General features: G+C 72.0%; 15 protein-coding genes. 14 read left to right on the top strand and 1 reads right to left on the bottom strand.

All coding sequences use genetic code 11. From position 1 onward, the window contains the following. Positions 1-42: 42 nt before the first annotated feature. From ACPPVT_RS14590 to ACPPVT_RS14540, 11 genes are all read left to right on the top strand, one after another. The gene (locus tag ACPPVT_RS14590) at positions 43-1,131 is read left to right on the top strand and encodes an amidohydrolase family protein (RefSeq protein WP_426561440.1); all 1,089 of its coding nucleotides are present in this window, start codon (positions 43-45) and stop codon (positions 1,129-1,131) included. Next, entirely contained in the window at positions 1,125-2,255 is a 1,131-nt protein-coding gene (locus tag ACPPVT_RS14585) for a GNAT family N-acetyltransferase (RefSeq protein WP_426561438.1), read from the top strand. Before ACPPVT_RS14590 ends, ACPPVT_RS14585 begins: the two co-directional genes overlap by 7 nt. A gap of 308 nt (positions 2,256-2,563) precedes the next feature. Beyond that, the gene (gene rpsP, locus ACPPVT_RS14580) at positions 2,564-3,088 is read left to right on the top strand and encodes a 30S ribosomal protein S16 (protein WP_426567165.1); all 525 of its coding nucleotides are present in this window, start codon (positions 2,564-2,566) and stop codon (positions 3,086-3,088) included. Between the two features lie 2 nt (positions 3,089-3,090). Next, positions 3,091-3,333, top strand: a complete 243-nt coding sequence (locus ACPPVT_RS14575; protein WP_426561436.1) for an RNA-binding protein — start codon at positions 3,091-3,093, stop codon at positions 3,331-3,333. 108 nt (positions 3,334-3,441) lie between these two features. Then, positions 3,442-3,963 (top strand): ribosome maturation factor RimM, encoded by a 522-nt coding sequence (rimM, locus tag ACPPVT_RS14570; protein ID WP_426561434.1) that lies wholly within the window; start codon positions 3,442-3,444, stop codon positions 3,961-3,963. Then, a complete protein-coding gene (trmD, locus tag ACPPVT_RS14565) occupies positions 3,963-4,787 on the top strand; it encodes a tRNA (guanosine(37)-N1)-methyltransferase TrmD (RefSeq protein WP_426561432.1) in 825 nt (274 codons plus the stop codon). The genes rimM and trmD overlap by 1 nt, the downstream gene beginning before the upstream one ends. Before the next feature lie 120 nt (positions 4,788-4,907). Next, positions 4,908-5,267, top strand: a complete 360-nt coding sequence (rplS, locus tag ACPPVT_RS14560; RefSeq protein ID WP_426561430.1) for a 50S ribosomal protein L19 — start codon at positions 4,908-4,910, stop codon at positions 5,265-5,267. Positions 5,268-5,420: 153 nt separating this feature from the next. Further along, positions 5,421-6,200, top strand: coding sequence for a signal peptidase I (lepB, locus tag ACPPVT_RS14555; RefSeq protein WP_426561428.1), 780 nt, complete (start codon positions 5,421-5,423; stop codon positions 6,198-6,200). Continuing rightward, positions 6,197-7,012 carry a signal peptidase I gene (lepB, locus tag ACPPVT_RS14550; RefSeq protein WP_426561426.1) on the top strand — a complete coding sequence of 272 codons (816 nt, stop codon included), beginning with the start codon at positions 6,197-6,199 and terminating at the stop codon, positions 7,010-7,012. The genes lepB (ACPPVT_RS14555) and lepB (ACPPVT_RS14550) overlap by 4 nt, the downstream gene beginning before the upstream one ends. A 180-nt stretch (positions 7,013-7,192) precedes the next feature. Next, the gene (locus ACPPVT_RS14545; protein ID WP_426561424.1) at positions 7,193-7,948 is read left to right on the top strand and encodes a ribonuclease HII; all 756 of its coding nucleotides are present in this window, start codon (positions 7,193-7,195) and stop codon (positions 7,946-7,948) included. After that, positions 7,945-8,262 carry a DUF2469 domain-containing protein gene (locus ACPPVT_RS14540; RefSeq protein ID WP_426561423.1) on the top strand — a complete coding sequence of 106 codons (318 nt, stop codon included), beginning with the start codon at positions 7,945-7,947 and terminating at the stop codon, positions 8,260-8,262. The genes ACPPVT_RS14545 and ACPPVT_RS14540 overlap by 4 nt, the downstream gene beginning before the upstream one ends. Before the next feature lie 122 nt (positions 8,263-8,384). On the opposite strand, the gene ACPPVT_RS14535 is transcribed toward ACPPVT_RS14540, so the two are convergent. Next, on the bottom strand, positions 8,385-9,365 hold the full coding sequence (locus tag ACPPVT_RS14535; RefSeq protein ID WP_426561422.1) for a hypothetical protein: 981 nt from the start codon (positions 9,363-9,365) through the stop codon (positions 8,385-8,387). A gap of 193 nt (positions 9,366-9,558) precedes the next feature. Here ACPPVT_RS14535 and dusB point away from each other — a divergent pair, with 193 nt between their 5' ends. The 3 genes from dusB to ACPPVT_RS14520 all read left to right on the top strand — a co-directional run bounded on the left by dusB (position 9,559) and on the right by ACPPVT_RS14520 (position 12,612). Next, entirely contained in the window at positions 9,559-10,788 is a 1,230-nt protein-coding gene (gene dusB / locus ACPPVT_RS14530) for a tRNA dihydrouridine synthase DusB (RefSeq protein ID WP_426561420.1), read from the top strand. A gap of 79 nt (positions 10,789-10,867) precedes the next feature. Then, positions 10,868-11,452, top strand: a complete 585-nt coding sequence (locus tag ACPPVT_RS14525; protein ID WP_426561418.1) for a YdcF family protein — start codon at positions 10,868-10,870, stop codon at positions 11,450-11,452. Next, positions 11,449-12,612, top strand: a complete 1,164-nt coding sequence (locus ACPPVT_RS14520) for an HD domain-containing protein (protein WP_426561416.1) — start codon at positions 11,449-11,451, stop codon at positions 12,610-12,612. The genes ACPPVT_RS14525 and ACPPVT_RS14520 overlap by 4 nt, the downstream gene beginning before the upstream one ends. The last annotated feature ends 14 nt before the right edge of the window (positions 12,613-12,626 follow it).

Genomic DNA, 12,626 nt, shown 5'->3' with positions numbered 1-12,626 from the left:
TGCCGCCATACCGAATGGCAGCTTCGAACTAGGGTTGCCGTCATGGCCGACGACGTCCTGCACCTGACCGGCCCCGTCCTGGTGGGGCCCCTGGATGAACGCGCGCAGGCCTGGGTGGTGGGTGGGCAGCTGACCTTCGACCCACCCGCAGCAGTCGGCGCGGACGTGGTGCGGGTCAACGGCTGGGTCCTGCCCGGCCTGGTGGACGCGCACTGCCACGTCGGTCTGGACGCCCACGGCGCGGTCGACGACACCACCTCGCGGGCCCAGGCGCTGGCCGACCGGGACGCCGGCACGCTGCTGATCCGGGACGCCGGCAGCCCGGCCGACACCCGCTGGATCGACGACGAGCCGGACCTGCCGCGGATCGTCCGGGCCGGCCGGCACATCGCCCGCACCCGCCGCTACATCCGCAACTACGCGCACGAGGTCGAGCCGGACCAGCTGGTCGCGCAGGTGCGCGACGAGGCCAAGGCCGGGGACGGCTGGGTCAAGCTGGTCGGCGACTGGATCGACCGGGACGCCGGCGACCTGACGCCGTGCTGGCCGGCCGACGTGCTGGTCGAGGCGATGGCCGCAGCGCACGAGGAGGGTGCCCGGGTGACCGCGCACTGCTTCGGCGAGGACTGCCTGCCGGACCTGATCGCGGCGGGCATCGACTGCATCGAGCACGCCTGCGGGCTGACCGCGCAGACTGTCGCGCAGGCCGTCGAAGGCGGCATCGCGATCGTGCCGACCCTGGTGAACATCGCGACCTTCCCCTCGATCGCGGACGGCGGCGAGGCCAAGTTCCCGTTGTACGCCAAGCACATGCGCGACCTGCACGCGCGCCGCTACGACACCGTGCGGTCCGCTTTCGAGGAGGGCGTGCCGGTCTTCTGCGGCACCGATGCCGGCGGCTCGTTGCCGCACGGGCTGGCCGCGCAGGAGGTCGCCGAGCTGCACGCGGCCGGGCTGCCCAGGCTGGACGCGCTGTCGGCGGCGACCTGGTCGGCGCGGCCCTGGCTGGGGCGTGACGGCCTGGACGAAGGTGCCAGCGCCGACCTCATCGTCTACCCGGCCGACCCCCGCGACGACCTGGCCGTGCTGGCCCACCCGAGGGCCGTCGTCCTGCGTGGCCGCACGTGCTGAGCGCCCGTGGCCGCCGGGTGCACGTGCGCCCCGTCGCGCGACAGGACGTCGAGCCGTTCCGGGCCGCCGTCGCCGCCTCCCAGCAACGGATCAGCCGGTGGAACCCGGTCGACCCCGAACGCGTCCAGCTCGACCTGGCGGACCAGTCGCCGAGCCGGCGCACCATGATGATCGTGGCCAACGACCCGGCCGGGTCGCACGGCCTGGTCGGCCGGGTGAACGTGTCCAACCTGGTCCGCGGCACGTTCCAGTCGGCGTCCATGGGGTACGACGCCTACGACCCGTACGCCGGGCGCGGGCTGTTCCGCGAGGGGCTCGCGCTGGTCGTCGACATCGCGTTCCGCTCGGCGGACGACGGGGGTCTGGGGCTGCATCGCGTCGAGGCGAACGTGCAGCCGGCGAACGGACCGTCGGCAGGGGTGCTGCGCTCGCTGGGCTTCCGGCACGAGGGGGAGACGCCGCGGATGCTGTGGCTGAACGGTCCGGGCGGGCACGCCTGGCGGGACCACGAGCGGTATGCCATGACGGTCGAGGACTGGCCGGCCGAGCCGTACGCCGCGCACCGGCGGGCTCGCCGGGTCGTGCTGGTCAACGGCCTGCCGGGCTCGGGCAAGACGACGCTGGCCACCGACCTGGCAGCCGAGCTCGTGCTGCCGCTGCTCTCCGAGGACTTGGTCAAGGGGGCCGTGGCCGACGGGCTGCCGCCCGACGTGGTGGCGGCCTATGGTGCAGGTCGCTCGGCGCTGGGTGCGGGAGCCAGCGTGGTGCTGTGGTCGCTGCTCGCGACGTGCCCGACCGGTGCGGTGGTGCAGAGCCGGTGGACGCCGCAGGACCGGGACCTGGTCGAGGCCGGCCTGGCCAGGGCCGGGGTGGACCCGTCGTCCGTGGTCGAGGTCTGGTGCGAGCTGGCCGGCGAGCTGGCCCGGGCACGGTTCGAGGCGCGGGCGGCCGGTGAGCGGCAACCTGGGCACGGGCCGCAGCGGGGGCTGGCGTCCTGGGACGAGTGGCGGCTGTCCGCGGCGCCGCTGTCGCTCGGCCAGGTGCTCCGGGTGGACACCGCCGAACCGCTCGGCCCGCGCGCCGTCGCCAAGCTGGCGCTCGACGTCCGCGCCCTGACCCCCTGACCCCCTGACCCCCCAACCCCCCAACCCCCCCGACCCCCCGCCTTTGCTCCACCCCGCCCGCTTTGCTCACCCCAACCCGCTCCGCGAGCACTCGGGACCGGTCTGAGCGGAGCAAGGGGTCGGGGTCCGGTGCGGGCGGACGGCGCGTGGTCGAGAGCGGGGCCCGCATCTGGCAGAATGGTTCGCCGTACCCGGTGGTGACGGCCCCTCTCTCCGTCTCGCATCGTGTCCCGAGCGCCACGGCACCCGAGTCCCCACCCGGGAGCCTGCCGCGCCACCCACTGCAGATTCAGGAGTTGACCACACCCGTGGCCGTCAAGATCCGTCTCAAGCGCCTGGGCAAGATCCGGGCCCCGTACTACCGCGTCGTCGTCGCCGACTCGCGCACAAAGCGCGATGGTCGTTCGATCGAGGAGATCGGCAAGTACCACCCCACGCACGACCCGTCGGTCATCGAGATCGACTCCGAGCGTGCGCAGTACTGGCTCGGCGTCGGCGCGCAGCCGACCGAGCAGGTGCTCGTGCTGCTGAAGATCACCGGTGACTGGCAGAAGTTCAAGGGCCTGCCGGGCGCCGAGGGCACCCTGCGCGTCGCCGAGCCCAAGACCTCGCGCGAGGACCTGTTCAACGCGGCCACCAAGGCCACCGCGGACGAGCCGAAGGAAGGCGCCACCACGCCGAAGGCGAGGAAGGCCGCCAAGAAGGCCGAGGAGCCCAAGGTCGAGGAGCCCAAGGTCGAGGAGCCCAAGGCCGAGGAGCCCAAGGCCGAGGAGCCCAAGGCCGAGGAGCCCAAGGCCGACGAGGCCGCGACCGGCGACACCACCGAGGCCTGAGCGTGCTCGAGAACGCCCTCGACCACCTGGTCCGCGGCATCGTCGAGCACCCGGACGACGTCGTCGTCCGTCGCCACGACGGTCGCCGCGGCGAGATGCTCGAGGTCCGCGTACACCCCGACGACCTCGGTCGGGTGATCGGTCGCTCCGGCCGGACGGCCAGCGCCCTGCGCACCGTGGTCAGCGCGCTTGCGAACGGCCGCTCGATCCGGGTCGACATCGTCGACACCGACCGAGTGCGCTAGACCGCTAGACCGCACGGCGTCCGTCCGAGGATCCTGGCCTGACGGCTAGGTTCCTCGGACGTCGTCGTTTGCGCGCGACAAGCGCGCGCAACATCAGGGAGTGTGAGCATGGAGCGCGTCGTCGGCCGTATCGGCCGGGCCCACGGCCTGCGCGGCGAGGTCACCGTCGACGTGCGCACCGACGTACCCGAGCAACGGTTCAGGCCAGGTGCGCGGTTCGCCACCGACCCCGCCGAGCTCGGTCCGCTGGAGCTGGCGGAGGTCCGCGAGCACAGCGGCACGCTGCTGCTGTACTTCGCCGGAGTGGACGACCGGATCGGCGCTGAGGCGCTGCGCGGCTGCCTGCTGCTGGTTTCCACCGACGCCGCGGAAGAGGACGACGCCTGGTACGAGGACGAACTGGTCGGGCTTCGGGTGCGCAGCCCGCAAGGGGAGGACCTGGGCGAGGTGGCCAGACTGGACACCGGCGGCGCGCAGGACCTGCTGGTCGTCCGGCGGCCAGCCGGCCCGCACGTGCTGGTCCCGTTCGTGCGCGCGCTCGTCCCGGAGGTGGACGTTCCCGGCGGTTTCGTCGTCGTGGACCCGCCGGGCGGCCTGTTCGACCCGGAGAACGCGCTCGAGGACCGCTGATGCGCATCGACGTCGTCACGATCTTCCCCGAGTACCTGGACGCGCTGCGGCTGTCCCTGATTGGCAGGGCCCGCGAGCAGGAGCTGCTCGACCTGCAGGTGCACGACCTGCGTGACTTCACTCACGACCGGCACCGCACCGTGGACGACACCCCGTACGGCGGCGGGCCGGGCATGGTGATGCGCCCCGAGCCCTGGGGCGAGGCGCTCGACCACGTGCAGGCCGCCGGTCGCACCGCGCTGGCCGGTGTCTCCGGCGAGGACGCGACCCCGCATCTGCTGGTGCCGAGCCCGTCCGGCGTCCCGTTCACCCAACAGCTGGCCCGCGAGCTGGCGGCCGAGCCGTGGCTGGCCTTTGCCTGCGGCCGCTACGAGGGAATCGACGAGCGGGTGCTGGACGATGCGGCGCAGCGCTGGCGGGTGACCCCGGTCAGCCTGGGGGACTACGTGCTCAACGGCGGCGAGGTCGCGGTGCTGGCCGTAGTGGAGGCCGTCGCGCGACTGCTGCCCGGGGTGATCGGCAACGCGCAGAGCCTGGTCGAGGAGAGCCACGAGGACGGCCTCCTGGAGTATCCGGTGTACACCAAGCCGGCGTCCTGGCGCGGACTGGACGTGCCTGCTGTCCTGCTTTCCGGCCACCACGGCGCGATCGCACGGTGGCGGCGCGACGAGCGGGTACGGCGGACGGCTCGCCGCCGCCCGGACCTGGCCGCCGCCCTCGACGACGCCGCCCTGGACGACGCGGACCGGCGCGTTCTCGCAGATCAGCAGGCGGATCCGGGCTCGGCTCGATTTCTGCCCGAGCCCCCCGCTGTGGCAGACTAGGCACTCGCGCCACGTACCGGCCGCGTTCCCGCCACGGGGGTGACGCAAGCCGATCGGGTGGCGACCAATGACAACCGATGTCGTGGGTGACCCGTGGCACCTGCGAGAAAGTGACACGCCATGCACATCCTCGATTCACTCGACGCCGCCAGCCTGCGCGACGACGTCCCCGCCTTCCGTCCCGGTGACGCCCTCAAGGTGCACGTGAAGGTCGTCGAGGGCAGCCGCTCGCGCGTCCAGGTCTTCCAGGGAGCCGTCATCCGCCGGCAGGGCGACGGTGTGCGTGAGACGTTCACGGTCCGCAAGGTCAGCTTCGGCGTGGGGGTCGAGCGCACGTTCCCGCTGCACTCCCCGGTGATCGAGAAGATCGAGGTCGTCACCCGCGGTGACGTGCGCCGCGCGAAGCTGTACTACCTGCGCGACCTGCGCGGCAAGGCCGCCAAGATCAAGGAGAAGCGCGAGACCCCGGTCGCGCGTTGATCCGAGGGGAACCCTCTCCGGCTTCGCCCGGGCTCGCAGCAAGCGGCCCGGGCGTCGCCGTACCCAGCCCGGACGGCACACTGCCGGGCCCCTGCCCAGCTCGCTACCCGTCCGCCGGCTCGATGAGCCGAACGGCGAGATAGGCTCGTGCTGATGGACGTTGCCCGAGGCGACGCGGCCGCAGCGGCCGCCCCCGCTGCCGACCCCGCTGAGCCGCCTGCCGTCGCCGACGCGATCGCGGGTACGACGTCCCGCAGGACGCCGCTGGGCGGCCGTCTGCACAGCGGCAACCGTGCCTGGTGGCAGGAGCTGCCGGTCCTGGCGGCCACTGCGCTGGTCCTCACGCTCCTGGTGCGCACGTTCCTGGTGCAGGCCTTCTACATCCCGTCCGGCTCGATGGAGCCCACGCTGAACATCGGCGACCGCGTGCTGGTGTCCAAGCTGTCCTACCGCCTGGGCGACGTACAGCGGGGGGACGTCATCGTCTTCGACGGGCGCGACTCGTTCGCCGGTGCCGGCGAGGTCGAGCCGGCGCGCGGCGTGGTGGCCAAGACGGTCCGCGGGGTGGGTGCCTTCTTCGGCGTCTCGGCCTCGGAGAAGGACTTCACCAAGCGCGTCATCGGCCTGCCCGGCGACCGCGTGGTCTGCTGCGACGCGGCGGGACGGGTCTCGGTGAACGGGGTCGCGATCGACGAGCCGTACGTGATGCCCGGCGACGCGCCCAGCGACAGCCCGTTCGACGTCGTCGTGCCGCCCGGCCGGCTCTGGGTGATGGGCGACCACCGCAGCGACTCGGCCGACTCGCGCTCGCACCTCGGGGATCCAGGTGGCGGCACCGTGCCCGTCGACCGGGTGATCGGCAAGGTCGTGCTGCGGTTCTGGCCGCTGGACCACCTCGGCGGGGTCGGGAACGACGGGGCGGACTCGCCGTGAGCGAGAGCGACAGCGCCCCGCACAGGGCGGCGGACGGCGCGGGTGAGGGTCCCACCGACGCGGTGACCGACGGCCCTTCCGGCAGCCTGACCGACGACGACGGCGAGCCACAGACCCGGCGCGAGGCGTTGGGCGAGCCGCGACACAAGCCGCGCGCCCAGCTCAGCGGTCCGATGGTGCTGCTGCGCGAGACGGTCATCGTGGTGGTGATCGCGCTCGGCCTTTCGCTGCTCATCAAGACGTTCTTGGTGCAGGCCTTCTACATCCCGTCGGAGTCGATGGAGGACACCCTCAAGCAGGGTGATCGGGTCATCGTGAGCAAGCTGACTCCAGGCCCGTTCGACCTCAAACACGGCGACGTGGTGGTGTTCGTCGACCCGAACGACTGGCTGCTGGAGCAGGCGCCGCCAGAGCCCAGCGGTCCGGTGCGCAAGGCCCTCACCTTCGTGGGGCTGCTGCCCAACGACTCGGGTAACCACCTGATCAAGCGGGTGATCGGCCTGCCGGGTGACCACGTCAAGTGCTGCGACAGCAAGGGTCGGCTCAGCATCAACGGCGTGCCGCTGGACGAGCCCTACCTCAAGCCGGGCTCGCAGCCATCCCAGGACCCGTTCGACGTGACCGTGCCCGCGGACAAGCTCTGGGTCATGGGGGACAACCGCCAGCACAGCGAGGACTCGCGGTACAAGGGCTTCGTCCCGATGGACAAGGTCACCGGGCGGGCGATGGCGCTGGTCTGGCCATTCGACCGGGCGACCTGGCTGTCCCGCTACGCGCAGACCTTCGCGAAGGTCGAGGACGCCGGCCAGTGACCTCGGTCTCGCCAGTGGTCCCGCGGTGAGCCGGCGCAGTTGAAACCTCCGCCAGGCCGGCCCGACCCAGGGCTGTTGGGCCGCCCGCAGGACGTAGTGTGGGGTCGTTCACGACTCCAGACCGCGACCTCCAGGTGACATGACGTTCTTCTCGCGCCACCTCGCCCGCTGGGTGCTCTCATGAGCCCCGCCGGGCGCGCGCCGTCCCTGCGCACGGAGCGGTCGCTGCTGCGCGACGGCTGCCTGCTGCTGGCTGCTGTCGACGAGGTCGGGCGCGGCGCGCTGGCCGGCCCGGCAAGCGTGGGGATCGTCCTGGTGGACGCCACGGTGCGGACGGCACCGTCCGGCGTCCGGGACTCCAAGCTGCTCACGCCCGCGGCGCGGCAGGCGCTGGTCCCGCGGATCCACCGCTGGGCGCTGGCCAGCGCAGTGGGTCATGCCGGCCCGGACGAGGTGGACGCCGTCGGCATTCTGGGGGCGCTGCGGGCGGCCGCTCGCCGTGCGCTCGCCGCACTGCCCGCCGTCCCGGACCTGGTCCTACTCGACGGCAGCCACGACTGGCTGACCGACCCAACGTCCGACGGGCTGCTGGCCTTCGCCGAGGACGCCGTGTTCACCCCGCCGGTGCGCACGATGGTCAAGGCGGACCTGAAGTGCTCGTCGGTGGCCGCGGCCAGCGTGCTGGCCAAGGTCGAGCGGGACGCGATGATGACGGCGCTCGCACCCTCGTTCCCCGACTACGGCTGGGACGTGAACAAGGGTTACGCCACCCCGGAGCACCTCGCCGCGCTGACCGAGCTCGGGGCGTGCGAGCACCACCGCCGATCGTGGCGGCTGCCGCCCTACGACTCACTCGAGGGGCGGTTCGGCGCGCCCGAGACAGCGGCCGGCGCCGTCGTGGTCGATGATGGGCTGATGACGGAGGTGGCCTGGTGAGCGCAGAGGATCTCGAGAACTACGAGACCGAGATGGAGCTCTCGCTCTACCGCGAGTACCGCGATGTGGTCGGGCTTTTCTCGCACGTGGTAGAGACGGAGCGGCGCTTCTACCTGGCCAACTCGGTCGACGTCCAGGCCCGCAGCGACGGCGGCGAGGTGTACTTCGAGGTCACCATGAACGACGCCTGGGTGTGGGATGTCTACCGCCCGGCGCGGTTCGTCAAGAACGTCAAGGTGATCACCTTCAAGGACGTCAACGTCGAAGAGCTGGCCAAGCCCGACATCGAGCTCCCCAAGGACTCCGGCTTCTAACCCCAGCTTCGGCGTGGCAGGGTTCGTCGCGGCGCAACGCCACTACGAACCTATTGGAGCAACGGCACGCCGTCCCAAGAGAGCGCAGCGATATCGGGCGCCTCAGCTCGCGCCTCGTCGCTCTATCGAGCTCGGGCGCTCAGGGGCGGGCGGGCCTCGAGGCCGGGGTTGCGGACGTGGTCGGCGTGCGTCGCCAGAAACGCTCGGACCTGCCGGACGAAACCCACCTCGTCCGCGAAGACGTCCGCAGGCGCCACCGGCAAGAACGGAATGTCGTGCACGCTCATCAACCGCTGCACCTGCTGCGTGCGCTTGTACAGCGCCGGCAGGAGGTGCCACGTCATCGAGTCGATCTGCAACGCGCAGCCAATGCCATCCCACCAGCCGTCGGGCGTCAGCAGATGCGCTCCGTCGGCCGTGTACAGGCCCCAGTTCCAGTTGGGTTGCAGGACGTGGTGCTTGGTGAACACGGCCCGCACCCTGGCTTCGGCCGCGGATCGCACACCCGCAGCGACCTCGGCGACCACCTCTCGGGCGAGCGCGGTGCGCTGGCGGGCTGACGCGTCGAGGGCGTCCTGAACCTCGCTGACCGAGCACAGGCGTGACTGGACGGCGTCCGCGACCATCGCTCGGACGTCGTCAAGACGCTCAATCTGCCTGCAGGCGTCGATCAAGGCGCGAGGCGGCGGGGCGAGCGGGAGCCTGGCACGCAACACCGGTTCGGGAAGCCGCCTGGTGCGCTCTATGAGCACGCCAGGGCGTGACTGCCGCCGGGTCGGCTCGTGAATAAGGACGTGGACGTCTCTCTCGCCCCGGGCTGCTCCGAGACCGTAGATACCGAGAGCGGCGCTGCCAGTGAGCACCGATCCAGGCCCGGCGTAGGCCAGCGCGCCGAGCATCCGCTCGCGCCGCGACGGGACGCCGCTGTGGGTGAGAACGACACCCGGGAGCAGCCGTTGCCAGGCCCCCGCCCGTTGGATTCGAGAGCAGACCGTGCTCAGTGGCACCCCCACTGACACCAGCTCGGCGTGCGTGGCAACTCGTTCGCGTGATCGGAGCAGGTCGTCGATGGCTGCTGGGTCGACATCGCGGCGGCGTGGCACCGGATCACTCTGCCGTGCGGGGACCTCCGTGGAAGCGCCGAGCTCGCATCTGTGGACAACTCGGGCACTCGCGCGTTGGGACTGCGTGCCGTAACTCCAATAGGTTCGCTGTGGCGTTGCGCCGCGACACACAAAGGTGGCCCAGGCTTGGTGTGGGTTTGGGGGAGGGCGTCGGGCCTGGGACACTGGGCGGATGACCACGATCGCCCTGCCTGAGGCACCTGCCGTGCCCGAGCTGTCGATCGGGCCGCACCGGATCGGCACGCCTGTGGTGCTCGCGCCGATGGCCGGGATCACCAACTCGGCGTTCCGCCAGCTCTGCCGCGAGCTCGCAGGCAGGGCGCTCGCCGATGCCGGGCTGCCGGGCGTCGGGGCCGGGCTGTACGTCAGCGAGATGGTCACCTCCCGCGCGCTGGTCGAGCGCTCGCCGGAGTCGATGCGGCTGATCCAGCACGGCCCGGGGGAGAGCCCCCGCAGCGTCCAGCTCTACGGCGTCGACCCGACGACCGTCGGTGCCGCCGTCCGGATGCTCGTGGACGAGGACCGCGCCGACCACGTCGACCTGAACTTCGGCTGCCCCGTGCCCAAGGTCACCCGCAAGGGCGGCGGCAGCGCCTTGCCATGGAAGGCCACGCTGTTCCGCGACATCGTCCGGGCTGCCGTGCGCGCCGCCTCGCCGGCCGGCGTCCCGGTGACGGTGAAGATGCGCAAGGGCGTGGACGACGACCACCTGACCTTCCTGGACGCCGGCCGCGCCGCAGAGCAGGAGGGGGTCGCCGCGATCAGCCTGCACGGTCGGACCGCGGCGCAGTTCTACTCCGGCCACGCCGACTGGACGGCGATCGGCGAGCTCAAGGCCGCCGTGACCTCGATTCCGGTGCTGGGCAACGGCGACGTCTGGAGCGCGGACGACGCGCTCGAGATGGTGCGGCAGACCGGCTGCGACGGCGTGGTGGTCGGTCGCGGCTGCCTCGGGCGTCCCTGGCTCTTCGCCGATCTCGCGGCCTCCTTCGCCGGCCGCCAGGTCCGGGTCACGCCCGACCTGGCCCAGGTCACGGATGCGATGCGGCGGCACACAGAGCTGCTCGCCGAGCACTACGAGGCCGCCGGGCAGGATGGCGAACTCAAGGCCTGCCGCGACATCCGCAAGCACATCGCCTGGTACCTCAAGGGCTTCGTGGTCGGTGCACAGGTTCGCGCGCAGCTCGCGCTGGTCGACTCAATGGCCAGGCTCGATGAGCTGATAGCCCAGCTCGACCTCAGCCAGCCGTGGCCCGGCGCGGCCGCTGAGGGCCAGCGTGGCCGGGCCGGCACCCCGCAGAAGCGGGTCGCGTTGCCCGAGGGCTGGTTGTCCAGCCGAGAGCTCGAGGGCGAGTCGGCCCGGATGATCCGCGAGGCAGAGCTGTCGGTGAGCGGTGGGTAGCGGGGCTGCGGCCACCACGTCGCGACCCACGCCCTCGCCCGGCCGGCCCGCCCGCCGACGTCGCTGGCCGCTGCGCCTGGTGCTCCGCCTGTTCGGTGTGCTCCTGGTCGTCGGGGTGCTGATGTTCATGGCGTGCGCGGCGATGGTGGTCCAGCACGGCCGCACGGACGACGCCCGCGCTGCGGACACCGTGGTCGTGCTCGGTGCCGCGCAGTTCGACGGGCGACCCGGCCCGTACCTGCTCGCCCGCCTCCAGCACGCGCTGGCCCTCTACCAGTCAGGAACCGCCAAGCGGCTGGTCACCGTCGGCGGGAAGCAGCCCGGTGACCGGTTCACCGAGGCGCAGGCAGGTCAAGAGTGGCTGATCCAGCACGGCGTCCCAGCCGCCGACGTCATCGCGGTCGAGCAGGGCAGCGACACCCTCGAGAGCCTGCGGGCCGCGGCCGGCGTGTTCGCCGAGCACGGCTGGAGTTCGGCGGTCGTGGTCACCGACCGCTGGCACGAGCTGCGCAGCACGACGATGCTCGACGACCAGGGCATCACCGCGTACGGCTCGCCGACGCCCACGGGCCCGTCGGTCGCCAGTCCGGTCGCCGACGCCAAGTACGTGGTCCGGGAGGCAGCCGGCTACCTCGCCTACCGCGTCCAGCGGGCACTCACGTGAGCACTCCCGTCGACGGCCCCTCGGACCGGGCACGGGCCTGGGCGTCGACGTCCGGAGGTCACGTCGGGGCGGGCGGGGTGGTGCAGGCGCACGTCGATGCGGAGCCGTCGGTGGAAATCCGGGCGCCGAGGGGCCGCGAGGAGCGCGAAGCGCTCGAGGAGCAGTTCCTGCAACCCGGCGCAACCCGGGCCGTCGGCGCTGGTGAGCGCGCCCTGGCCGAGGCACCGGACGTCGAGCGGACCTGCTTCGAGCGGGATCGCGACCGCATCCTGCACTCCGCCGCGTTCCGGCGGCTGGCCGGCAAGACCCAGGTCTTCGTCTACCCGGCCGACCACCAGCGCACCAGGCTCACCCACGCCCTCGAGGTCGCACAGGTCGCCACCTCGGTGGCGCGGGGCTGCGGGCTGAACGTCTCGCTCACCGAGGCCATCGCGATCGGTCACGACTGCGGTCACGGCCCCGGCGGGCACGCCAGCGAGGACGCCTTCGACGCTTTCCTGCCAGGCGGGTACGACCACGCTGTGTGGGGTGCGGATGTGATGCTGGCCCCGCTGAACCTCTGCGCGCAGACGCTGGACGGCGTTCGAAACCACTCCTGGTCGCGCCCCGCCCCCTCGACCCCGGAGGGCGTCGTGGTCAGCTGGGCCGACCGGGTCGCCTACACCGCGCACGACCTCGAGGACGCCGTGCACGCTGGCATCGTGGACCCAGGCGACCTGCCGGCCGACGTCGCCGCAGTGTGCGGGCGCAGCCGCCGCGAACAGCTGGCTGCCTTCGTCGGCGAACTGGTCCGGTGCACCAGCGCCACCGGGGTGATCGGTATGTCCGCGGACCATGCCCAGGCTCTGGCCGGCCTGCGCACGTTCAACTACGAGCGGATCTACACCCGCCCAGAAGCGTTGGCGCAGAGCGCATCCGTCGTCCGCATCCTGCGTGCGCTGGTGGAGCACTACCTGGCCAACCCGCAGGCGCTGCCGGCGGACTTCCAGCCCGGTGCGCCGCGACTGCCAACCACCCTGGACGTCGACGAACGCGTGGGCGCGGCCGTGACGTACGTCGGTGGCATGACAGACCGCTTCGCGTTCCGTACGGCGGTCGAGCTGCTTGACTGGCCGGCGGTCGAGCTGCCCGTCGGCATCGACATCCCCCGTGCCACCTGAGCCTGTCGGCGACC

The sequence above is a fragment of the Angustibacter sp. McL0619 genome, from assembly GCF_049994355.1.
GTDB lineage: Bacteria > Actinomycetota > Actinomycetes > Actinomycetales > Angustibacteraceae > Angustibacter.
Note: the sequence above shows the minus strand (reverse complement) of the source record. Positions and strands in the feature narration are given on the sequence as shown.

Bases quoted from the DNA above. Each gene is read 5' to 3' on its own strand.
- ACPPVT_RS14590 (WP_426561440.1), top strand. From the start codon at position 43: ATGGCCGACGACGTCCTGCACCTGACCGGCCCCGTCCTGGTGGGGCCC.
- rimM (WP_426561434.1), top strand. From the start codon at position 3,442: ATGGAGCGCGTCGTCGGCCGTATCGGCCGGGCCCACGGCCTGCGCGGC.
- trmD (WP_426561432.1), top strand. From the start codon at position 3,963: ATGCGCATCGACGTCGTCACGATCTTCCCCGAGTACCTGGACGCGCTG.
- rplS (WP_426561430.1), top strand. From the start codon at position 4,908: ATGCACATCCTCGATTCACTCGACGCCGCCAGCCTGCGCGACGACGTC.
- lepB (WP_426561428.1), top strand. From the start codon at position 5,421: ATGGACGTTGCCCGAGGCGACGCGGCCGCAGCGGCCGCCCCCGCTGCC.
- ACPPVT_RS14545 (WP_426561424.1), top strand. From the start codon at position 7,193: ATGAGCCCCGCCGGGCGCGCGCCGTCCCTGCGCACGGAGCGGTCGCTG.
- dusB (WP_426561420.1), top strand. From the start codon at position 9,559: ATGACCACGATCGCCCTGCCTGAGGCACCTGCCGTGCCCGAGCTGTCG.